This is a genomic window from Calditrichota bacterium (assembly GCA_013151735.1).
GTDB lineage: Bacteria > Zhuqueibacterota > JdFR-76 > JdFR-76 > BMS3Abin05 > BMS3Abin05.
The window spans coordinates 1-23,212 of record JAADHR010000118.1 but is presented as its reverse complement, the minus strand read 5'-3'; the positions used below and the strand labels follow the sequence as shown (position 1 = coordinate 23,212).

The following is a 23,212-nucleotide window of genomic DNA, read 5'->3' as shown; positions in this document are numbered from 1 at the left end:
TATTTTTCAAAAGGCAAAAGTGAAAGCCACAAACTAAGCAGATTAGTAGGACGGTCGCTTCGATACGTCCGCCTGCGTCGGACACTCAGCGACTCTTTTCGTAATTATTATGACGTATTCTAAACGTCTGAATATATTGGCTAGAGAATTCACGGTCGTTGAGCGGAGTCGAAACGACCGGGGAAAAATCGTATTCCAGGCTCCCTTCGACTTCGCTCAGGGAGCGGCTTCTCCATATGGTTAAAAAACATGTAACTGAACGTATGAAATAAACTACTCAGCGACCGTGGCCGTTCGTTATTATTTAGAGCCAATTTCAAAGAAAATAGTTAAGTGGGAGAAAAAATGATTAAGAGCCTTCAAAAAACACAAAAACTTTTTATTGCCATTCTATTCTTACTGAGTGTTGTGCCCCAAGCTCAGGCCAGAACCGTCAAAATTGCTTACACCATTGACATGCCCAATCCCAATTCCCACTATTTCAATGTGACCCTGACCCTTGAAAATTACTCAAAAAAATGGATTGATTTCCACATGCCTGTGTGGATTCCCGGCTCTTATTTCATTCGCGAGTTTGAAAAAAATGTCATCTCCGTAAAAGCACTCAATCAGGATGGAAAATCGCTGTTTGTAAGAAAAATCCGAAAAAATATCTGGCGCGTCCAATCCAATCATTCAAAAACCATTCGTCTTCACTACAAAGTCTACGCGTACACCATCTCCGTTCGGCACAGCTTCCTGGACGATTCCCACGCCTTCATCAATCCATCCAGTGTGTGCATGTTTGTGAAGGATTTGAATTGAAGGGACATCCCCTCACGATTACTCTGCATCCGCCGGAAAAATGGACGAAAATCTCAACAGGACTGCCGGCGAGTCCGTCGAATCCCTTTGTTCGATTGGCACAGAATTACGATGAACTGGTGGACTGTCCCATCGAGATCGGCAACCAAACAATTCTGTCCTTTTCCGTGAACGGCATTCCCCACGAAATTTCAATCTACGGTCAGGGGAAATTTCAGGCGGATTCCATCACAAAAAAAATAAAAAGAATCGTGGAAACAGAAGTCGGCATTATGCGGGACATCGATTATCCGCGGTATGTTTTTTTGGTGCAATTTCAACCCTCTGGCGGCGGGGGGCTGGAGCACCGCAATTCCTGTGTTTTGCAGGTGGATCGATGGGCGCTCCAGGGCAAACGACTTAATGGATTTTTGGGGCTGGTGGCCCACGAATATTTTCACAACTGGAATGTGAAACGGCTGCGTCCCAAAGCGCTGGGGCCGTTTGATTATGATCGTGAAAATTACACCTGGCTGCTCTGGGTTGCAGAGGGTTTTACCACGTATTACGGGGGACAAACAATGCTTCGTGCCAAATTTCGCTCGGCGAAAGCCTACATGAAAGGTTTGGCAAGCGGCGCGAAATACCTGGCCGCCACGCCCGGAAATCGGATTGAACCGGTGGACGAGGCCAGTTTTGATGCCTGGATTAAATACTATCGGCGCGACGAAAATTCGGTAAATACAACGATCTCCTATTACAACAAGGGGGCCATGATTGCAACCCTGCTTGATTTGATCATTCGCCACCAGACAAAGGGCACCCAATCTCTGGATGATTTGATGCGGCATCTTTATCAAAAATATTACAAAAAATTGAATCGCTGGTACACGGAACGCGAGTTTGAGCAGGAGTGTGAAGCGCTGGCGGGCCTGCCTCTTGGAGATTTTTTCTCTCGTTATGTGAGTGGAACGGATTCAATCGATTACAACCGCTATTTTCGATTGGCGGGAATTGAGCTTTACAAAAAGGGCCTGTCTCACGAGGACTCTCTGAAGGGCTATTCCGGAATGGCATTTGCCTCTAAGAATGGAAATGCGGTGGTACGGACCGTGTTGGCAGGAAGTCCGGCGTTCCGGGCGGGGATTTACGTCAATGACGAAATTCTGGCCATCGATAATTTTCGCGTAACCGTCTCTAATGTAAAGGAATATCTCCAACGAAAACACCCGGGCGAGCGGGTTCGCGTTCTTCTGAATCGACGGGGACTCATTCGGGACATTTCTCTAAAGTTGGGATTGCAACCGGACACCCATTTTGCCATTCGCAAGATTGAAAAACCAACGGAATTACAGAAGAAAATCTACGAATCCTATTTTGAAACGAAATGGGAGAATCCAAAGTAGGTTCTTTTCCTGCTCTGTGCAGTAAAAAAATAACACGGAGTTTCACAGAGGGAGAAAAGAAGAGAACCGCAGAGGAAAAGCCCATTTTTCGGACTGAATTTTGAGTAGTTTTTTCTCTGTGGCCCTCCGTGGTTCTTTGAGGCCCTCTGTGTAACTTAAATAAATAACATAAAAAACCTCATTGGCAATGACTATCTTTTGGGAGAGGGAAACGTCTCATGAAAAATCTACCCAATCACCTGTCATTTTTTTCTCCGGAAACCGGCGGCGCTCCCGGTGAACACCACCACTCTGCCGGAAAAGGCGGACTCGCAAAAATGGCGTATACCGTTTTGGGGGCAGTGGTTACCCTGTTGGTTGTGGTGATTCTCTATCTTCTGTTTGTCAAACCCAATCAGGGGGAAACGGTGTCTGTCCTGCGTTTTTCGCCCCAGGGGAGCGTCGAACGAACCACCAATTTTACGGTAACATTTTCAAAAAACATTATCAGTGAGTCTGAGGTTAACAAAGCGGTACCCCAGGAAGCGATTTACTTTGAGCCGAACCTTCCCGGGAAATGTCGCTGGATCGCTTCCAACAAACTGAGGTTTTATCCGGATATTCAACTGGCGCCCGCAACCTCCTACACAGCCATTGTTTCGGAAAAACCAATTGCTTCTCATGGATTTCGTTTGGTTGGTAAACGAAGATTCTTCTTTCACACGGAACCGATCCGGGTGGTCAATGCCTCGCTGGTCGTTAAATATTTGCCCGGCGTCAGGCAGTCCGTCAATCTGGTCGGTACGATCGAATTCAATTACAAGGTCGATCCCCAAAAGGCGCAAAAGTACATTCGTATCACCTCCGGTAAGGGAAAGAAAATTCCCTTCCGGATCACAACCACCAGCCCGGATCGGGTGATTTCATTGATCGTGCCCAATGTTCCCCGCGGCAAGAAACAAAAATCCATTCAACTGAAAGTCCTTCCCGGATTGGTTTGTGTGGGAGGCGGTTCAGGGTTGGCCAAAACCTTCCAAAAACCGATAACCCTGCCGGGGAAGACCCGGCTGCGCGTGGAGCGGGTTGTTCCCATAAGGGAATCCAACACGCAGGGGCGCATTCGAATCACGTTTAATATTCCCGTTCAACTGGACAGCAGTCAACAGTTTGTGTCCATTCGGCCGGCCGTAAAATACCGCATTCTGTGCGAAGGCAATTCATCCCTTATTCTTGGAAATTTCACATCGGACACCTCCTACGTTCTTACCCTGCGAAAGGGACTGCGGGCGATTGACGGCTCCACGCTTCCGCAGGATTTCTCAACCACGGTCCAGTTTAAAACGATCACGATTCGCCCTCAACTGGACTGGGTCGGGAAGGGATACTATCTGCCCCTGGGCGGCAGTTTGAACCTGGGTGTGTCCACAATTAATGTGCGAAAACTTGCAATCGATGTTCAAAAGGTGTTTGACAACAATCTGGTGTACCTGTTGAATTCGGTTAATAATTTATCGGATATTTACGATTACGGCTGGTTCGATTTGAAAGCGTTGGGGAAGGAGATCGAACATTTTGAAAAAGTGGTTCGCTACGAAAAAAACCAAGAGGTGGTAACTCCCATTTCGGTGAAGAAGTATCTCCCGGAAGGAAAACCCGGCATTTACAGGATTATTGCCCGCCAGAGCAGCCACCGCTGGAATCGGGTGGCCCGTTGGGTGCTGGTGACAAACCTGGGAATTCTGGCCAAAAAGGCCAGCAACGATTTGTATGTCTGGGTTAATTCTTTGAGCGATTTAAATCCGGTTGCCGATGCGCGCGTGACGGTTCTCAGTCGAAACAACCAAATTATTGCGACCCAGACGACCAATTCGGAAGGAATTGCCGTTTTTAAAAATTTTACGGCCCTTTCGGAGGGATTTACCCCGTACCTCATTACCGTGAAAAGCGGAGAGGATTTTTCCTTTCTGGATCTAAAAAATCGGCAGTTGTCCACGTCCGATTTTGATGTAGGGGGAACCCGAATGCTGCAAAACGGGTATTCGGCGTTCGTCTATCCCGAACGGGATATTTACCGCCCCGGTGAGACCGTTCATCTGGCAACAATTGTTCGGGAGAAAGAAATTCGGGTGCCCACCCCGTTCCCGGTTCGGCTTCGGATTTTGGGTCCCGATGAAAAGATTGTGAATGAGCAGCAGAAAATGCTCAACGAAGAGGGGGCAGCCGAGTTTCAGGCCACCATTGCCCGGTATCTGAAAACAGGGAAGTACACGGCGCTTATTTTAATCGGAGAAAAGGATGAAATCGGACGCACCACATTTAATGTGGAGGATTTTATCCCCGATCGAATGAAGGTTCGTCTTACCACCGACCGGGATGCCTATCAAACAGGAAGCGAGATGAAAATTACGGTTGATGCCGTGACCCTGTTTGGGCCGCCTGCTTCCAATCGCCGGGTGCGCGCCAAAATTGCACTCGAAAATGCCGACTTTTCTCCAAAGCAGTGGCGTGGATTTACCTTTCGCGATGAACGGAAATCCTTTCCGGGAGATTATTTTGATTTTGATGAAAAGCGTCTGGACAAAAACGGTCGTTACGTCTACCGCTATCACATCCCGGGAAACCTGAATCCCCCGTCGGGTCTGCGTGGAATTCTCTCGGCCACCGTTTTGGAACCCGGTGGAAGAGGGGTGACGGCCTACAAAAGTGTCCTGATCCACCCGGCCGATGTTTACATCGGGTTGCGCAAGGTGGAGCCGGGATACGCCAAAATCAATTCCGGAACAAAAATGGAATTTGTTGTGGTTTCGCCCGACGGAAAAGCGATTGCGAAACGTCCGGTTCGGGTGGAGTTTTACCGCATTTACTGGCATTCAATTCTAAAACGTGTGAACGGAAAATATCACTACGTTTCGGAGAAAGCAGAGAGTCTTGTTAAGAAATTTTCGCTTGTTTCTGCAGAAAAACCTCAGGTATTTGAGGTGACTCCCGCGGATTACGGCAAGTATCGGGTTGTGGTCAGGGATTCGAAATCCCGAGTTTCAACCTCCGTTACATTCTATGCCAGCGGATGGGGATATGCGCCCTGGGCGATGGATCACCCGGAGAAAATAGAAATTGGTCTGGATAAAAAAGCCTACCTGCCCGGGGATGTGGCCCGGGTTCAGGTGCGTGCACCCTTTGCCGGACGCCTTTTGCTCACCGTCGAACGGGATGGTATTCTCTTCCAGAAAACGTACACCCTCAAAGGAAATACGGCCACAATCAACCTTCCGGTAAAAACCTCCTTTGAACCGAATGTGTACGTGTCGGCGCATGTCATCCGGTCTTCGCTTTTGCTGGAACGCAACATGCCGGCCCGGGCGTTTGGAATAGCGCCTCTATTTGTAGATACCCGGGCAAAACGTTTGGCGGTTCGGCTCACGGTTCCGGAAAAAATGCACTCAAAACGGAAGCTGACGGTAAAATTTCACGTTCTTCACACCCAAAACAGACCCACGTATGTGACGATTGCGGCTGTGGATGAGGGAATTTGCCAGTTAACGGATTTTCAACCTCCCGATCCCATGAATTATTTTTACGGAAAGAAGCGGCTGGAGGTGAAATCGTTCGATATGTACTCCGTCATTCTGCCTGAAATTAAATCCCAGTCTTCTCCGGGAGGGGGAATGGTAGAGGCTGCCCGAAAGCGCCAGATTTCGCCGGTGGGTGTTACTCGCGTCAAACCCGTGGCCTTTTGGTCGGGGCTCATCAAAACCGATCGGGATGGAAGGGGACAGGTCACGTTCAACATTCCGCGGTTTAACGGATCTCTTCGGGTTATGGCCGTGGCTTTTTCCGAAAATAAATTCGGGAGTCAGAAAAAAAATGTTCGGATTCGCGATGCCATCGTCCTGACGCCTACATTTCCGAGGTTTGTCGCGAGCACGGATTCTTTTGTTGTTCCTGTAAATGTATTTAATGGTACGGAAGAAGACGGAGCCTTCAGAATTGAGTTGTCGGCAAAAGGGCCGGTTAAAGTTGTGGGATCCAAACGTCGTGAAATGCATCTGGCCAAGGGTGAAGAAAAGGCGGTTTATTTTGATCTGAAGGCCAAAAAAACAATCGGCCGGATTGAGCTTTATCTTCAGGCTCAGGGCAACGGGGCGAAAACGGATCGAACGGTTCAGATCCCCCTGAGGCCTCCGGTTCCCTTTGTAACGCGGTCAGGCAGCGGTACCGTCACCCAGGATAAACCGGGGGAATTTCGCTTTCCCGCCGATTATTTGCCCGGAACCCAGAGCTTTTCCCTGACGCTTTCGTCTTTTCCGGCTGTTCAATTCGGCAGGAGTTTGCAATATTTGCTCCACTATCCGTACGGCTGCGTCGAGCAGGTTACATCTACGGTCTTTCCGCTCCTGTACTTTTCTGATCTTGCCCGGGTGGTTGAGCCGGCCTTGTTTCGTACAAACAGCGCCGATTATTATGTCAATCAGGGAATTGCCCGATTGGAAGCCATGCAATTGGGGAATGGAAAATTTAGCTACTGGCCCGGGGGTGATTATGTGAATCCATGGGGCTCCATTTATGCCTCCCATTTTTTGATTGAAGCAAAGAAGAAGGGATACGATGTCTCCTCTCGATCGTACCGGCTTTTGCTGAAAGCCCTTAAAGGCTTTGCCAGAAGCTACACAAATGAGGGACGGGCGAATTATGAACGGTCTGCTTACGCCTGTTACGTACTGGCGCGAGCCCATCAACCGGACCGAGCTACCATGCTGTATTTGAAGAATAATCTATTACCTGAACTTCCCCTGTATTCCCGCTACCAGTTGGCGGGAGCTTTCGGATTGACCGGGGACGTTCAGACGGCGCTGTCTTTGCTTCCGAAAAAATTCACGCTCCCCACCGGGAAAACCCGTGAAAGCGGAGGCAACCTGAATTCGCCCATCCGGGCCCAGGCGATCATTCTCACGGTTCTGGCCGAGATCGACCCTTCGAATCCAGCCATTCCCATTCTCGTAAAAGAATTGGCAAAAGAGGCCGGGAAGAACGGGTATTGGCCATCCACACAAGACAACGCGTTTGCTTTGATCGCCATTGCGAAGGCCCTAAAACAGAATTCCCGGTCCGCCTTTACGGGGCACGTTCAAATAAATGGAAAGCAGATGGCGACCTTCGATTCGAAGGGAGGGCATTTTTCCAGCAAGGAATGGGACGGGCGCTCCGTTCGGATTCAAATCAAGGGCACTGGAAAATGCTATTATTATTGGCAGGCTCAGGGAATTTCCTCGCGGTTGAATATTCCGGAAGAGGATAACGACCTCATCGCCCGCCGCCGGTATTTAACGGATAAAGGGAATCCGCTCGTTTACAATACCATTCGTCAGGGCGACCTGATTGTGGCAGAAATTACGATAAAAGCACCTGACGAATCCCTGAAAAATGTGGCGGTTGTGGATATGCTTCCGGCCGGATTTGAGATTGAAAACACCCGGCTTCAATCACGGGAAGGCATTCCCTGGATTGGAAAACAGAATTACCACCCGGCTTATGTGGATGTTCGTGACGATCGATTGATTTTTTACGGGAATTTTCACGCCGGCAAATTGTATAAATTTTATTACAGTCTCCGGGCCGTGACGGCCGGAAAATTCATTCTGCCCCCGATTCACGCCGAAGCCATGTACGATCCGCAGAAATCGTCTGTGGCATCCAGCGGAAGTGTGCGGATTATTGGGGCGGAAGAATGAGAACACCGTATTGGCGGCTTTTGAAATAGACTCAGCTATGAAAAGGTACTTTCAATCCTTCCGTACGTTTTGGGGAAAACGGACATATTTTCGCCTGGTGCTCATCAGTTGGGTTGGACTTCTGAGTACGTTCGTTTTGTTGGATGTATTTTTCCCGCTTCCCAAATCGAGACTAAATCCTCCGGCATCTCCCGTGGTTTTCGACAATCAGGGGCACATGCTGCACGTTTTTCTGGCGCCGGATGATGCGTGGCGGATCCGGGTGAAAATCGACCGGATTTCTCCCCTTCTTAAACAGGCGGTTTTGGCTTTTGAGGATCGGTACTTTTACTGGCATTTTGGGATCAATCCCGTTTCAGTTGTCCGCGCGGGTCTGACCGATCTTCGTGCGGGGCATATTGTTGAAGGGGGATCGACCATTACGATGCAGGTGGCCCGAATGATGGAGCCCAAAAAGCGGACGCTGGTGAGCAAAGTAATCGAGGCCTTTCGGGCGCTCCAACTGGAAGTACACTATTCAAAAAAGCAAATCCTGGAATTCTATTTCAATCTGGCCCCGTACGGTGGAAATATTGTGGGTGTGGGGGCGGCCTCCACCCTGTATTTTAATAAAAGTCCCGATCATCTCAGTTTGGGAGAAGCGGCTCTGCTGGCCGCAATTCCCAATTCGCCGACCCGGTTTCGGCCGGACCTCCATCCGGAAGAAGCCCGATTGGCGCGACAAAGGGTTGTTTCGATTTTAATGCGAAACCATGTGTTTAACGCGAAAAAACTGAAAGAATCCCTTGAAGAACCCATTCCCCGAAAGCGGTTTTCTCCTCCGCTCAAAATCCCGCATTTGGCCAATTGGCTGATACAGCACATACCGGGACATGAGAGCTATTTTACCACCGTTGACACCCGGATTCAGCATCTGGCTGAGGCGGCCCTTAAAAATGATTTAACCCCTCTGCGGGCGAAAGGCATTTCAAATGGAGCGGTGGTTATTATTGACAATCACACACATGCCGTACGGGCTCTGGTGGGCTCATACGATTTCAATGATGGTTGCCATCAGGGGCAGGTAAACGGGGCCACGGCACCTCGATCCCCGGGTTCAACGCTAAAGCCTTTCATTTATACCCTGGCCTTCGACCGGGGAATCATTTCTCCGAAACGGGCCCTTTTTGACATTCCGGTTAATTATTCGGGTTACCGGCCGGTAAATTATGACGAAATGTACCACGGAGTGGTAACCGCCGAAGACGCTTTAATCCGGTCGCTGAATGTGCCGGCGGTCAAATTATATGCCAGAATGTGGGGAAACGGATTGTACACCTTCCTGAAAAAAGCCGGTGTGTCGACCCTTCGACAGAACGATCTTTACTACGGTCTTTCGCTGGCTCTGGGAGGCTGTGATATTTCTCTGATCGAGTTAACCAGTCTCTATTCGGGATTGGCTTCAGGAGGAGAATTTTATTCTTACCGGCTGCTAAAAGATCAGAAAATCGGTCCCGGTAGGCGGCTTTTGAGTAGAGGGGCCTGTTTTCTGACGGCCGAAATTCTCAGCCAGCTTCATCGGCCGGATTTGCCGGCTGTATGGGAATCGGCGCCGGGCCTGCCGAAAATTGCCTGGAAAACCGGGACGTCTTACGGACACAAGGATGCATGGAGCATTGGGTTTACGCCAGATTTTACGGTGGGTGTCTGGGTGGGAAATTTCGACGGCACCGGGGTTCCGGAATTGGTGGGAGCTGAGGCCGCCGCACCGATTATGTTTTCCATTTTTCAATCGCTTCAATCGATAAAAGAAAGTCGCTGGTTTGTGCGCCCGAAAAGTGTGAAGCGGCGGCGGGTGTGTGCGGTCAGCGGAATGGTCCCCACCGGGAATTGTGACGCTACGGTAGAAGAGCTCTATTTGCCGGGAATTTCCCCGAACGATCCGTGCTCTGTTCATCGAAAAATTCTGATTGATCAAAAAACACACACCCGACTGTGCTCGTTCTGCAAAGCCGGTCGAACGTACACAGAACGGGTGGTTGAAATCTGGCCTCCCCGGGTTTCCTCCTGGCTGAAGAAGAACGGCTATCCGGTGGACAAAATTCCTGAACATTTTCCCGGATGTTCACATCTGGAAAACGAGAACCGTCCCGTTATCCAGTCTCCAATTGCCAAAGCGGACTATTTTATTCGTCCGCGGGCGGATATCCGTTTTCAGAAAATATTGCTGAAAGCGTCTGTTGCAAGTGATGCACGAAAAGTATTCTGGTTTTTGGACGGAAGGCTGATCTGGTCAGGCAAGCCCTTTACCCGAAAATTTATTTCCCCGGAACCCGGCACACACAAAATCATTTGCATGGATGATGAAGGGCGGGCATCGGAGGTGGAGTTTCGTGTAAGAGAGAGATAGATTACAGGTCAAAGTCGATTAATTACCGGGTTCACTCCAAAAACCACAAGTTGGACAAATTGCGCTGCTTTAATTTCAATAAAATCAATTCGTGAAAAGTCGCAAAATTAGCGGGCAGAGGCTTTTGGAAACTGAATCATTAATGGTTGCCGAAAAGACCCTGAAAATTTGGTTCTACTGGAATTTTTGTGGAAAAGACGGTCTTTTTGGAAATAAAACCCGGCCTTTTGAACCCACCCCCTGACTCTCCCTCCCTGAAATCAGGGAGGAGGCCGGAGGGAGGGTCAGAAATGGATGGATTCCACCGATTTTAAGGTTTCTTTTAGTAGGCTCCGCTAAAATAATTCGCATAAGAATTCCACTAGACCCCTAAAAATTTTACTTGACAAAAACAAATTTAACTATTAAATTTAATAATAGTAGCGATTCTTAACAAGTGTGTTTTTATCTAACAAAAAAGGAGGCAATTATGGCTGTACAGGTTGGAAAAGAGGCACCGGATTTTGTCGCCAATGCCTATTACAAGGGCGGGACGAAGGAAGTTCGGTTGTCCGATTATCGAGGCAAATGGGTAATATTGTGTTTTTATCCCGGTGATTTTACATTTGTCTGACCCACAGAATTGTCGGCAGTTGCCGCCAAGTATGATGAAATTTCTGCATTAGATGCAGAGGTCCTTTCCGTTAGTGTTGACAGTGTTTTTTCCCACAAAGTCTGGCACGAAACTGAATTAAGCAAGATGGTGCCGGAAATTCCTTACCCCATGTTATCTGATCCCAATGGCAAAATCGGTCGTGAATTCGGTGTTTACAGCGAAGAAGGCGGTGTAAATATCCGTGGCCGCTTTATCATTGACCCGGACGGTGTCGTTCAGGCGATGGAGGTGCTGACGCCGCCCGTTGGCCGAAATGTGAGTGAACTGATTCGGCAATTGAAGGCCTTTCAGCACGTTCGCAAAACCGGTGAGGTCACCCCGTCTGGATGGGTTCCCGGCAAGCCGACGCTTAAACCGGGAATTGCCAAAGCCGGCAAAATCTGGGAAGAATGGAAACCCGATGAGGCCTTTTAGGGGCGTGACTGAATCTGCCAAACGCATTCAATTTTAAAAAAAGCCTCGAATTCGAAGTGAGTAATTTGCTTCTGTGAAACACGGAGCTTCTCAGCGGCTCGCCGTGCAGGTTGAAGGACCGATGGCACGGAGAGCCGCAGAGGAAAAAAGAGCCGACCGGAAAAAAACAGGCTTAAACGGAAAAGGAGGTGAGAACGTGAAAAAAACAGGAATCTTGTTAGTCGCAGCTGCGCTGATTTTTGCAATCAGCAGCGTGGGGTCTGCCCAGGTGTTGGGGCCCTGCGGGGCGTCAAATGCGCCCAAGATGGAAAAGAAAATGCCCGCCATGCCTCACATGGGGAAGATGATGGCTCAGCCCATGCAGCAGCATGTGCTTTTGCCGGGTGATCAGGCAATTAATTTCAGTCTGCCTGCGGTGGTTGGAAACACGATTAAAACCATTAAATTGTCCGATTACGCGGGTAAATGGAGAGTCGTTTGTTTCTACCCCGGCGATTTCACATTCGTCTGACCGACGGAATTGGCTGCAGTTGCAGCTAAATACAAGGAACTCAAGGCCATGAATGTGGAGGTGATTGCAATAAGCACGGATTCGCAGTTTTCCCACTGGATGTGGAAGAAGACCTCTCCTTCGATCAAAAAGGTTGAGTATCCGATTGCTTCAGATCACAACGGAGCGGTTGCCCGGGCCTATGGTGTTTACAATCCCAAAACGGGCATGGCCTACCGGGGACGCTTTATCATTAACCCCGACGGTAAAATTATGGCCGTGGAGGTCCTGACGCCACCGCTGGGAAGAAATGTGAACGAATTGATTCGGCAAATTAAGGCGTTGCAGACAATTGCCAAAAATCCGGGCAAAGCTGCACCCGCAGGTTGGGAGCCGGGCAAGAAATTGATTGGAACCGGTATAAAATATATCGGTGTGTATTGATCCCGGATTCTTCACTAAAAAGGGAAAAAATTCTCATTTGCTGAAACGAAAAAGGCTTCCGATTTAATCGGAAGCCTTCTTTTTTTGGTTTAGAACGGATTAAAAGGTTTCTCTTGAAACCAACCGGTAATCCCCGATATTTAGTTCATCGACAAAAACAAAGCGCAGCCTCAGGTTGTTGTAAGTCCAGATGATATACGGGGGCTCATTACTGAAAAGATTTGCGTCATTTCTGTAAATATCATCGGGTGGTCCGTAGATAATGTAAATCCTTCCCCGGTCGGTTTGCCAGCCTGGCGCGCCCGATGAAGAAAAATTCTCATTGGCGAATTGCACGCGCCGGTAGAATTCTTCCAGAAGCGGATTGGTCGGGCTGTCTGGCAGGGGATTTCGCTTCTCCCAGAATTTTTTAAACAGCTCTTTTTGCTGCTCCGGTGGCGCGTGTTTCAGACGAATCCAGTCCGAATAATTCATAACATATTGAAGCGGGCCAATAATGGCTGAAATATTTCCTTTGAGCAAGGCATTAATCTTTTTTTTCAGCCAGAGATATTGATAGACCGGTCGCGATTTGACATGAACGGCGGAGATTTTGAGTTTGTAATGTTGATCTGACAGATTGGCTGTATGGAGGGTGGTGTAGAATTTAGCCCTTTTGGAGGTGGATGTTACAAAACCATCCTTTTTTAATACGGATTTCCCATTCAATTGCTGTAAATCTACCGAAAGTTGAAGCGTTGTCTGCGGTGCCGGCGACACAATATCCACATAAACATCGAATGAATCCTGCTGAATGGGGACAAACGGGGGAATGATGTCCTCAATGTCAAGTGAATCCCCCGGGGGAGATTTCAGGATAATCGGATCACCAAAGGTAACCCTGTTGCTGTCAAAATTTCTGGCCTCAAAATCTCCCCTGCGGATGGAAACCGCGTGGGAAATTTGATCATTTAGGCGAATAAGAAGCGTGTATTCACCGGGTTTGAGATTGATCGTTTGCACATGCTGCAGGAAATCTTTCTGGGAAACGGTTTCTTTAAAATGAGCGACACGGAGCGTATCTCTGTAGTCTCTTGTGAAAGCCGTTGATTTATCCTTATTTTGAATCGTAAGTGTCCACAGAATGGAGGCAAAAAAGGAATCCTTCTGTTTTTCGAAAAGGAGATTATCGTACGGGACCCGAAAAATGACCAGTAATTTATTCTGTTTGAGGGTTTGTCCCGGAAGATCGTACATGCAGTACTCAAACTCAACCCGGTTTTTCTGAGAAAAATGGAATTGGGAACGGGCGGGCACGGTTGCTGTCAAAATTCCCAATATCAGGGCAATATGAAAAAATGAAACTCTTTTTATCTTCATAAGACCTCCCATAAAAAAGGCGTTTAAAGAATGGTGGATTGGTTTAGAGACCGATTCTATGTCAGCAAATAGACCGCTAAAAATTTGTACCCAGTGACCAGTAATATTTGGGTCCGTTCTGCCGGGAAAGATCCGTATTCCAGGCCACATCAAACCGAATCAGAAAATAGGAAAAATAGAATCGCGCACCGACGCCGTATCCCATCGCAATATCTCGCAGATGATTTTTCCCGGACACGTCGGTTATCATCCCGCGAAAATCTTTGATTCGGTTCCACGTGCCGCCCATATCGAGAAAGGAGACGCCGCGTATTTCTGATAGTCCCCAGACAGAAGGGAATCCGAATACCAGGTAGTGAATAAGCGGGAAACGGTATTCCAGATTCAAAAGAGCGTAGCCTGTTCCCGTACGCTGGTAATAATTGTAGCCCCGCAGCGGGGTCACAAAATGTGTAAAGTAATAGTCGGCAATGGATGTAAGCGGAATGTTCTGATAAAAATTCCCATTAATCCAGTTTGAGACGCCTCCCATGAAAAAGTGCTGCTTGTTTTGTCCCCAGCTTTCGCCAAAAGACAGCCGCGCAGCAAAGGAATGCGTGGCCCCAAAAAGAATGTATTTACGCAAATCGCCCATAATGGCGTAGGAATCCAGGCTGTATTTTGAGATTTTCGGAGCGGCGAGAAGGGTTACATTGGTTCGGCTTCCGGCAATGGGTCCCACAAGGCCCCAGGCCGAGTTATCTGTTACATGGGATAGTTGGAGAATAATATTTCGCTTTGTGGGATACTTAAAGAGTTGAGGATAGTCGAGGTTTTCCAGGCTGGTGTTAATAAAATTGGTTCCCAGCTCGATGCGTTCATATCGACTAAAGGGATACATGAAATTGGCCGAAATTCCATAATTTCGAAAGCGAAATAATCCGTAACCCGTCCAGATGAAATAGGGGTAGTGATAGAGTCCAATCGAAGTTTGAATTCGTCTGGGCAAATAGTTGTAGGAAATGGCAAAATTGCTGTTGCTGAGTGAATAAAACATATCTGCCTGAATATTGATTTGATGTCCGCCCAAAAGGTCTGAAAAGGAAAGCTGGGTCAAACCCTGCAGTCCGTACCACTGGTCGTAACCGGCATTGGCGGTTACCAGATTGGGGAGGAATTTAATCCGATAGGGCTTGATGGTTTTCTTGAAAGGCCCCTTGGTTTTAGTCGTTTTGGGGGTGTGCCAGCGCGGGACCTGTCCGTTTTTAAAATCGTCATCAAACACAAAAGACCGAAAGGCGTTGGAGAGGTTTCGAACATGGGAAATTTTGAAAGAGAAGGGCTTGTTTACCGCTTCGGGCGATAATTTGCGATGAATTTTTTGGTTGGTTGGAATCGGGGTCAGCTTGGGATACCGCCCCTTTTCGGCCAAAAAATCCCGCTTTAAATAGATGTCATATCCACCGTGAAAATAGGAGGTGAATGCCAATCGGTGCAGCCGGGGAATCCAGCTTAGCTGATCGGCACCCGTCAACAAATTAGACATAATCCAGGTGGAATCGTTCTGAATGTTTTTCAGGTAAATATTGAAAATTCCGTTCCGATCGGAGACAAAGGCAATGCGTTTTCCATCGCCGGACCAGGCCGGGGATTTGTTGTTTGAATAGGGTGTGTGCGTAATTTGTTTCATGGAGGAGCCGTCTGCCGAAACCGTGTAAATATTGGTAAACCGGTAGTTGAATTTTTGGATTTTAAACTGATTATCCGGTTGAAAGCGGGGGTCCGTAATGGATTGCCGGTCGGAAACAAAGGCGATGGTTTGACTGTCGGGTCCCCACACGGGCGAGGTATCGCTGAAGATATCATCCGTCGCTTTTTGTATCTTTCCTGTGGCCAGAGTCAGCACAAAAATATCGCATTGGCCATCTTTAAAGCCCGAGAAAGCGATTCGTTTTCCATCGGGTGACCACGAGGGCGAAAACAGGCCATCCAGATGAAAGTCGTATTTCTTTACAATTTTCCGTTTTTTAACGTCAAGAATGTAAAGCAAATCTCTGTAGTTGCCCTTTGCAGCAAAGGCAATTTTTTTCCCGTCGGGCGACCAGGCAATGCCCGGTTTCAGAAAATGCATTTCTTCCAGTTCTTTGTTGCGCTGGCCGCTGACCAGTTTTTTGATGATTTTTCCGTCTGTGGCAGACATCAAATAGATATCAAAATAATAGCCCTTGTTGGAAAGAAAGGCAATTCGTTCCCCGTCCGGGGAGAGTGAAGGGCTGTTGTTGATGGCATTTTGCCATTGAAGATGATTGCTCAGTTTTTGGGCGTAGTTGGGTGTTTGCTCACGCCTTTTGATTTCCGGCCACCAGAGTGTCTCTTCGTATGTGTGCCACTGATCGCTCAGTTTTTGCAACGGCTGGTTCAGGGCTTTTTCAAATCCCTTTTGAACATTCCGCGTGGAATTTACTTCCCACAAAATTTCCTTAATTTTTTCCCGCCCGTAACGATCTTCAATAAAGTTGTAAAGCGATTGTCCCCCCTTGTAAACCATGTATCCGTTCAGGGCGGGAATGGGGGCCAGGTAATTGAAAATGATGGCGTCGCGCACATACATGGCCGCTTCCGTGTTCCAGCCGAGGGATTCGAATTCCGCAAGACCTTCTGCAAACCACAGGGGCTGCCGCAATTTAGACATGCCGGAAAAAGCGGCACCAACCCCGCCGCCGTAGAAAAACTGTCGCGTTACGGCGTGGGTGAGTTCGTGATGAATCACATGGCGAAGTTGTTCCCACGATCCTTCATAAGGGATAACCACGCGGTCCCGAAGCATTTCCGTGAACCCGCCGGTGGATTCCGGTTGAATTTGGGGCGAAACGGTTGTCTCCTCGAAATCGGCATGGGATTTGTAAAAAACAATCGGGATCGGCGTTGCTATTTCATAATCCAGATCCCGGGTAAGGGAGGCATAGGATGATTCAGCCACGTCGGCCACAAAGTCGGTGAGGAAATTGGCCTTTCCGTAAAAGTGAATTCTGAAATGAGGGGTTTCGAGAACTTTCCAGTTCAGGTGGTGGCGGACCTTATTTTGACCGAACATCTGGGGAAATAGCGAAGAAGGGATCAGGAGAAAAACAGCCAAAAAGACCTTTGCAAAAATAGACTTCATAATGCCCTCCCTGGAGTTTTGCGATGAAATCAAAAAAAGGGGAATGTTTCATGACTTTTTTCAAAATAAAAGCCATATTCAATTTAATGATCAGGCACTAAGAAGTCAAGCGATAATTAACAATTGGCACTGAAGGGGCAATCGAAGGGTGTGGAGGTCGCCGAGTATCGGCCGAAGGTTGATGGACCGTGGCGAGCGGAGGGCGCAAAGGATCGAAAAAATCGATGTTGTGGTGATTTGTGTGGGCACGATCCGAAAAATTTTGTATATTATTATTAAGTGGCTCTAAAAAGCACGAATGACGTAAATCACCTTATAATCAATTTGTTAAAATAAGTGAAATTCGTGGGAAGGGCTTTAAATCAAACGCATTTTGAAAAATCAAAATAAAGAATTTAAGCGGAATTGGGATTTTTGTCATGGAATCACTTCTCATTAAGCAGGGCCAGATTGTTACAGAGTCCCATGTTTTTACGGGCGATCTTTTAATCGTTGATGGCAGAATCCAGGCGGTTGGCGAAAATCTGGAAAAATGGGATGCCGGCACGCGGGTTCTGGATGCCTCCGGTCTGCAGATTTTCCCGGGCGGTATTGATCCGCACGTGCACATGGAATTGCCTGTGAGCGGCACGATTTCGTCTGATGATTTTGCCTCCGGCACAGCGGCTGCTCTGGCAGGAGGAACCACCACGATTATCGATTTTGTGACGCCCGGGCGAAATCAATCCCTGATTGAAGCCCTTCGGGAACGCCAGGAGCTGGCAAAAAAATCTCTGTGTGATTACGGACTTCACATGAGCGTAACCGGCTGGAACGATTTTACTCAAAAAGAAATGCAGCGGTGCGTGGAAAAGGAAGGCATTCCCTCCTTTAAGGTGTACCTGGCGTACAAAGAAACCATCGGCCTGGAGGATCGGGATCTGATTCGGGTGATGGATACAGCGGCTCGCCTGAAGGCTCTCATTACCGCACATTGCGAGCACGGGGATGCCGTCACGTACCTGCAGGAAAAGCTGCTGGCCGAAGGCAAAACCGAGCCCAAATATCACGCCTTATCGCGGCCGCCGGAACTGGAACGGGAAGCAGTTGTACGCGCACTTACGCTGGCACACGTGACCGGCGTTTCCTTGTACGTGGTGCATGTGTCGACAAAAGATGCGGCTGAAGAAATTGCGGCTGCCCGAAAGCGGGGGCAGCCGGTTTACGGAGAAACCTGTCCCCATTATTTGCTGTTGGACGAAACGGCGTACAACCGGACGCCCCGGGAAGCCGCGGCCTATATTATGAGTCCCCCTTTGCGCCCGCCGGAGCACAAAGAGGCCTTATGGCAGGCGCTTAAAGAGGACGCCCTGCAAACCGTGGGAACCGACCATTGTCCCTTCAATCTTAAGGGACAAAAGGACAGGGATTTGTCTGATTTTACCAAAATCCCCAACGGGATAGGAGGCGTGGAAAATCGCCTGCAACTGCTTTACACGTACGGGGTTTTGGCTGGAAAAATTTCCTTGAATCAATTTGTTGCGATAACAGCGACCAATCCCGCCAAAATTTTCGGACTCTACCCTCGCAAGGGAACCCTTGCCGTGGGTTCCGATGCCGACTTGGTGCTCTGGAATCCGGAAGGGGAGGACGTTATTTCGGCCAAAACGCATCACCACCACTGTGACTCCACGGTGTACGAGGGGTTTAAAATCCAGGGCAAACCGGAATTTGTTTTAGCCAATGGTCGGGTGGTTGTGGCGGATGGGGAGGTTTTGGCCCGGTCGGGGGATGGTCGGTTTTTAGAGAGAAAAAAAGTGGGCCTGGTGCAGCATGTTTTTCACTTGGAATAGAGTTGTGCAATAATCAGATTTTATCGGGAGGTGATTTGACGTCTTCTCAAGATGCGCCCTCGCGTACCCGGATCTATCAGATGTTTGATCGCATTTCGCCCTGGTACGACGGGCTGAACAGGCTGTTGTCGCTTCGGCAGGACGTGCGCTGGCGGAAAAAGTTAGCAGAATTTCTTCCGCAGGACCGGCCGTTGAGAATTCTGGATGTGGCGACGGGCACAGCCGATGTGCCGATCTTTTTGCTGGAAAAAATGCCCGCAGTCGGGAAAATTGTGGGAATTGATCCGGCCAAAAAAATGTTGTCCATTGGCCGGGATAAAATAGCCCGCAGGAAATTACAGTCCGTGGTAACCCTTTTCCCCGGAAATGCCATGCAGCTCCCCTTTCCCGGCGACGTGTTTGACGCTGTGACCATTTCCTTTGGCATCCGAAATGTAACGGATATCGGGAGGGCTTTGCGTGAAATGTACCGGGTATTAAAACCGGGCGGCCGGGTACTGATCCTGGAATTTTCCCTTCCCGGTTTCCCGCTCTTTCGAAAAATTTACCTGTTTTACTTTCGGAGGCTGCTCCCCGGGATTGGGGGACTTCTGTCGGGCGCTCCGGGAGCCTATCGCTATTTGAATCGGAGTGTGGAAACATTCCCTTACGGGGAAAATTTTCTGAAACGGCTTGAGGCGTCCGGATTCCGGCGCACAAAAGCCGTGCCTCTGACATTTGGGATTGCAACCCTTTATGTGGGGGAGAAATAGGGTGTCCAAAATAAAAGGTTCGGATTTTAACCAGACGGCCCAAAACCCTATGGGCCGTCATTTTTATTCCGAGAAGAAAAAGCGCACCCTTCTTGAACGAACCCGGCTCAGGGCAACCGCAGCACCTCTTCAAGCGCCGTTGCGGATTCGGTTCGGGCGTCCCTGTATTTGATGATAATCCCACAGGTGATGTGCAGGGAATTCTCCCGGGCATATTGGTTCCCTGTAATGGGGCGGCTCCCCGGGACAACCACCGCATTCTCCGGGATGACCAGCGGCTGTTCCTTTGACGCCCGAAGGACTCTTTCGTGAACCAGATCGTACACCGGAATAGAGGCCGTTAAAATCGTTCCGGCCCCCAGAACGGCGCCCCGCATAACGATTGTGCCTTCGTAAACGCCGCAATTTCCTCCCACCTCCCACCAAAAATCGTCCCTCAATAATAACCGGCAGGGCACCAATGGGCTCCAAAACACCCCCGATTTGTGCGCCGGCGCTCAGATGCACGTGGGAGCCAATCTGCGCGCAGGAACCCACCAGGGCGTGAGAATCAATCATGGTATGGTGGCCAATGTAAGCCCCCGTGTTCACGTAGGCCGGAGGCATAATGACCACACTTTCGCCGATAAAACTCCCGGTGCGGATGGTGGTTCCACCCGGCACCACCCGCACGGAAGACGCTTCTTCCATCGGCCGCGTGGGAAATGTGTGCTTGTCCGAAAAATAAAAGGCGGAATTCTGCTCAATTTTTCGGATTTTCCCGTAACGGAATCCCAGCAAAATGCCCTGCTTGACCCAGGAATTCACTTTCCATCGGTCGTTTTCGGGTTCAGCCGCACGATAATCTCCCCGATTTAATCCGTCAACAAATTCCTGAAAAATCGGTTCGAAACGATCGGGTGGAATCCGTTCCTCCTGCTTGTACAAAGCCTCAATTTTCTGGGGCAAATTATCCATTGAATCACTCCTTCTGAAGAAAATTTTATCTGCACTTTTCCGTAAACAGTGCAAATATGGAGAAAAACTTTAAGTAAGAATTGTCATCGCGAGTCCGCCGTCCCTCGACAGGCTCGGGAACCGCGGCGGACGAAGCAATCTGATAATGATTTAAATGGAATTGCGCGCCAGTAGGCGTATTTCGCAATGACATTCGATTTTAATCAGTTTTCCAAATCTGGGATAATGTCTCAATTGACCAAACCCAAATTTCGCAGCAGGTCGGCCAATGCTGCCCGGTTGGAATCGGTCATTTTAACCAGCGGCAGCCGGAAATTGTCCTCTATTTTTCCCATCAGCGCAAGGGCTGTTTTCACGGGGATGGGGTTGGTTTCAACGAAGTTCATTTCCATTAACGGGAGCAGCCGAAAATGAAGCGTGCGGGCTTCTTCCCACTGGTTGCGAAAAGCCAGATGAACCATCTCGTGAAACAGGGCAGGCGCTTCGTTGGCCACGACGGAAATAGCGCCGTCGCCTCCCATTGAAATCAGGGGCAGGGTAATCGAATCGTCGCCGGAAAGCACCAGAAAACCTTCCGGACGGCGCCGGAGGATTTCCATGATCTGGGAAAATTTTCCGCTGGCTTCTTTAATTCCCGCAACATTTGGGATTTCCGCCAGCCGGAGCGTGGTTTCGGCGGAAATGTTGGTGCCGGTTCGTCCGGGTACGTTGTAAAGAATGACCGGCAGGCGGGTGGCTTCGGCAATGGTTTTGAAATGCCGGTAAAATCCTTCCTGGGTGGGCTTGTTGTAGTACGGCCCGACGGAAAGGATCCCGTCGGCACCGATTTCTTCGGCAAATTGCGTCAATGAAACGGCCTCGGAGGTGGAATTGCTTCCGGCACCGGCCAGAACCGGAACCCGGCCGTTTACCTGCCGAATGATGATTTCCATCACGCGGTGGTGCTCTTCATGCGAAAGGGTGGCGCTTTCACCAGTGGTTCCGCACGCCAGAATAACATCCGTGCCCTGCTCGATGTGCCAGTCCACGAGTTGGCGCAGCCTTTCCTCATCGATTTCTCCGTTTTCCCTGAAGGGTGTAACCAGTGCGACAGTTGTTCCTCGAAATTGTGTGGCGTTCATTGTTGACTCCTTTTGTTTGGTTGTTGGTTTAGTTCTGAAAAAGATCGTTCATTAAATCATCCATTGTGAAAATGCCCGTTCGGTTTACCAGCCACCGGGCTGCCCGAAGTGCTCCGCCGGCAAATCCCTCTCGGCTAACTGCCTGATGCCGCAGGGTGATCCAATCGTAGGGGGAGCTAAACCCGATCTCGTGTGTTCCGGCGATGGCTCCTGCCCGTGTGGAGGTCACATGCAAAGCATCGGGCTCAATTTTTCCGTGACTGGTTTCGGTTTGAATCTGTGTTTTGGTATCCAGATGAGCAAGAAGACCCTCGGCCAGTTTTTTGGCGGTTCCGCTGGGGCTGTCGGCTTTCCCGGAGTGATGCCACTCGTGGATGTAGGCGTCGTAGCCGCCAATTTTGTTGAAAAGCTGTGCGGCCAATTCGGCGATTTTTGAAAAGGCAAAAACCCCCAGTGAAAAATTGGGACTATAGAGAAGGGTCAATCCTTTAATTTCGTGAATGTTTCCGAGCTCTGAATACCAGCCCGTGGTGCCTTCTACGATGGGAATGTTAAAATCCGCCGCTAATTTCAGGTGAGCCAATACGGCATCCGCCGCGGAAAAATCAATCAGCACATCTGTGTTTTGTAAATCCGAATGGGGTGTCAGTGGATTCCGGAGATCGAAGATGGCGGAAATCGTGTGGCCGTCTTGTCGGGCCAGATGTTCAACCGCTTGTCCCATCTTTCCGTAGCCCAAGAGTGCGATGTTCATTGTGATGCTCCTTTCCTTAGTGATCCTGTTTCGTCGACGCGAATGCGCGAGTGAGAATCGATTGTACCAACCCATTCAGCCAAAATGTAAGCGGGTTTGAATCTGTAACGGAAAGATAGGATGGAGCAATGCTTGAAAATCAGGCCTAAAATAAAAAAAGGCTGATTAAACCGGAGAGCTCTGATTTAATCAACCTACTTTTTATTATCGAGTGCTATCGAATTTTGAAGCAGGCCGTCCAAATAGCGCTCCACGGAAAATCTTCTCCGTGACAGTCCAGTGGTTCTTCACACACTGACCCAACAATTTGCCATGCGGGAGCAAACTGTTTCGGCCTGTTACCCTTTCACCGTTTTTTATTTCAGTCCGCATTCTGAAAAAAACGACTACTGATGCAACAGGCGCCTCTATTGGTTGGCTAAAAATTGAATCAAAGATAATAAATAGTCGCTGGGAATGCAAGGCTTTTTTTTGATTTATTAAAATTATCGTTTCTGTTATCTGGCTAATGCAAATGTTCTCCTGTCGAATTCCAAAAATATTTGTAATCACCCGAAAAAATGGTTATATTTTATTTCACTATTTCACAGGGACTTAAAGAATTTGCAAAATCTCGTCTTATGAAAATAAAAGCCGTTGCTCCAAACAGTATTGCCGAAAAAATCGACCTTCGCCCGGGGGACAATCTCCTTGAACTGAATGGTCATCCTTTACGGGATGTGATCGATTATCGATTTTATGGAAGTGATGACATCCTGGAACTACGGGTACAGCGAAATGGGTCTGCCTTCACCCTTGAGATCGAAAAAGACCCCTACGAATCCCTTGGACTGGAATTTGCCGATCTGAAATTCAAGGCGTGCGGGAACCATTGTGTGTTTTGCTTTACGGATCAGAACCCAAAGGGGCTGCGTAAATCCCTTTATTTTAAGGACGAAGATTACCGTCTTTCGTTCTTGTACGGGAATTACACGACCCTGACCCAGGTCAAACAGGCCGATTTGGA

The 23,212-nt window shown here is 48.8% G+C and carries 14 protein-coding genes and 1 pseudogene; 10 read left to right on the top strand and 5 right to left on the bottom strand.

Annotation, left to right across the window (positions count from 1 at the left end):
* The first annotated feature begins 345 nt into the window (after positions 1–345).
* The 7 genes from GXO76_08235 (at position 346) to GXO76_08205 (ending at position 12,289) form a co-directional block, all read left to right on the top strand.
* The gene (locus GXO76_08235) at positions 346–804 is read left to right on the top strand and encodes a hypothetical protein (protein ID NOY77842.1); all 459 of its coding nucleotides are present in this window, start codon (positions 346–348) and stop codon (positions 802–804) included.
* Entirely contained in the window at positions 801–2,189 is a 1,389-nt protein-coding gene (locus GXO76_08230; GenBank protein NOY77841.1) for a M61 family metallopeptidase, read from the top strand. The genes GXO76_08235 and GXO76_08230 overlap by 4 nt, the downstream gene beginning before the upstream one ends.
* A 218-nt stretch (positions 2,190–2,407) precedes the next feature.
* Complete coding sequence (locus GXO76_08225; GenBank protein ID NOY77840.1) at positions 2,408–7,897, top strand: hypothetical protein; 5,490 nt, start codon at positions 2,408–2,410, stop codon at positions 7,895–7,897.
* A 37-nt stretch (positions 7,898–7,934) separates the two neighbouring features.
* Positions 7,935–10,286 (top strand): penicillin-binding protein 1C, encoded by a 2,352-nt coding sequence (gene pbpC, locus GXO76_08220; protein ID NOY77839.1) that lies wholly within the window; start codon positions 7,935–7,937, stop codon positions 10,284–10,286.
* Between the two features lie 469 nt (positions 10,287–10,755).
* Complete coding sequence (locus tag GXO76_08215) at positions 10,756–11,355, top strand: peroxiredoxin (GenBank protein ID NOY77838.1); 600 nt, start codon at positions 10,756–10,758, stop codon at positions 11,353–11,355.
* A gap of 196 nt (positions 11,356–11,551) precedes the next feature.
* Positions 11,552–11,866 carry a redoxin domain-containing protein gene (locus GXO76_08210; GenBank protein ID NOY77837.1) on the top strand — a complete coding sequence of 105 codons (315 nt, stop codon included), beginning with the start codon at positions 11,552–11,554 and terminating at the stop codon, positions 11,864–11,866.
* 9 nt (positions 11,867–11,875) lie between these two features.
* Positions 11,876–12,289, top strand: coding sequence for a redoxin domain-containing protein (locus GXO76_08205; GenBank protein ID NOY77836.1), 414 nt, complete (start codon positions 11,876–11,878; stop codon positions 12,287–12,289).
* Positions 12,290–12,388: 99 nt separating this feature from the next.
* On the opposite strand, the gene GXO76_08200 is transcribed toward GXO76_08205, so the two are convergent.
* On the bottom strand, positions 12,389–13,525 hold the full coding sequence (locus GXO76_08200) for a GWxTD domain-containing protein (protein ID NOY77835.1): 1,137 nt from the start codon (positions 13,523–13,525) through the stop codon (positions 12,389–12,391).
* 199 nt (positions 13,526–13,724) lie between these two features.
* A complete protein-coding gene (locus GXO76_08195; protein NOY77834.1) occupies positions 13,725–16,790 on the bottom strand; it encodes a hypothetical protein in 3,066 nt (1,021 codons plus the stop codon).
* A gap of 419 nt (positions 16,791–17,209) precedes the next feature.
* Between GXO76_08195 and hydA the strand changes: the two genes are divergently transcribed.
* Together hydA and ubiE are read left to right on the top strand one after the other, a co-directional pair.
* Entirely contained in the window at positions 17,210–18,622 is a 1,413-nt protein-coding gene (hydA, locus tag GXO76_08190) for a dihydropyrimidinase (GenBank protein ID NOY77833.1), read from the top strand.
* Positions 18,623–18,657: 35 nt separating this feature from the next.
* Positions 18,658–19,374, top strand: a complete 717-nt coding sequence (gene ubiE, locus GXO76_08185) for a bifunctional demethylmenaquinone methyltransferase/2-methoxy-6-polyprenyl-1,4-benzoquinol methylase UbiE (GenBank protein ID NOY77832.1) — start codon at positions 18,658–18,660, stop codon at positions 19,372–19,374.
* 107 nt (positions 19,375–19,481) lie between these two features.
* Here the strand turns inward: ubiE and GXO76_08180 are convergent.
* From GXO76_08180 to dapB, 3 genes and pseudogenes are all read right to left on the bottom strand, one after another.
* Positions 19,482–20,331: pseudogene (locus GXO76_08180) on the bottom strand (2,3,4,5-tetrahydropyridine-2,6-dicarboxylate N-succinyltransferase).
* Between the two features lie 230 nt (positions 20,332–20,561).
* Positions 20,562–21,452 carry a 4-hydroxy-tetrahydrodipicolinate synthase gene (locus GXO76_08175; protein ID NOY77831.1) on the bottom strand — a complete coding sequence of 297 codons (891 nt, stop codon included), beginning with the start codon at positions 21,450–21,452 and terminating at the stop codon, positions 20,562–20,564.
* 28 nt (positions 21,453–21,480) lie between these two features.
* The gene (dapB, locus tag GXO76_08170; protein NOY77830.1) at positions 21,481–22,206 is read right to left on the bottom strand and encodes a 4-hydroxy-tetrahydrodipicolinate reductase; all 726 of its coding nucleotides are present in this window, start codon (positions 22,204–22,206) and stop codon (positions 21,481–21,483) included.
* A 560-nt stretch (positions 22,207–22,766) separates the two neighbouring features.
* On the opposite strand from dapB, the gene GXO76_08165 reads away from it, so the two are divergent.
* Positions 22,767–23,212, top strand: a 446-nt coding sequence (locus GXO76_08165) for a hypothetical protein (GenBank protein NOY77829.1), incomplete at its 3' end; no start/stop codon positions are given.

What these genes read in the sequence shown, in the direction of transcription:
- GXO76_08235 (NOY77842.1), top strand. Translation starts at nt 346, where the DNA reads ATGATTAAGAGCCTTCAAAAAACACAAAAACTTTTTATTGCCATTCTA.
- GXO76_08225 (NOY77840.1), top strand. Translation starts at nt 2,408, where the DNA reads ATGAAAAATCTACCCAATCACCTGTCATTTTTTTCTCCGGAAACCGGC.
- pbpC (NOY77839.1), top strand. Translation starts at nt 7,935, where the DNA reads ATGAAAAGGTACTTTCAATCCTTCCGTACGTTTTGGGGAAAACGGACA.
- GXO76_08200 (NOY77835.1), bottom strand. Translation starts at nt 13,525, where the DNA reads ATGTACGATCTTCCGGGACAAACCCTCAAACAGAATAAATTACTGGTC.
- GXO76_08195 (NOY77834.1), bottom strand. Translation starts at nt 16,790, where the DNA reads ATGAAGTCTATTTTTGCAAAGGTCTTTTTGGCTGTTTTTCTCCTGATC.
- hydA (NOY77833.1), top strand. Translation starts at nt 17,210, where the DNA reads ATGGAATCACTTCTCATTAAGCAGGGCCAGATTGTTACAGAGTCCCAT.
- GXO76_08175 (NOY77831.1), bottom strand. Translation starts at nt 21,452, where the DNA reads ATGAACGCCACACAATTTCGAGGAACAACTGTCGCACTGGTTACACCC.
- dapB (NOY77830.1), bottom strand. Translation starts at nt 22,206, where the DNA reads ATGAACATCGCACTCTTGGGCTACGGAAAGATGGGACAAGCGGTTGAA.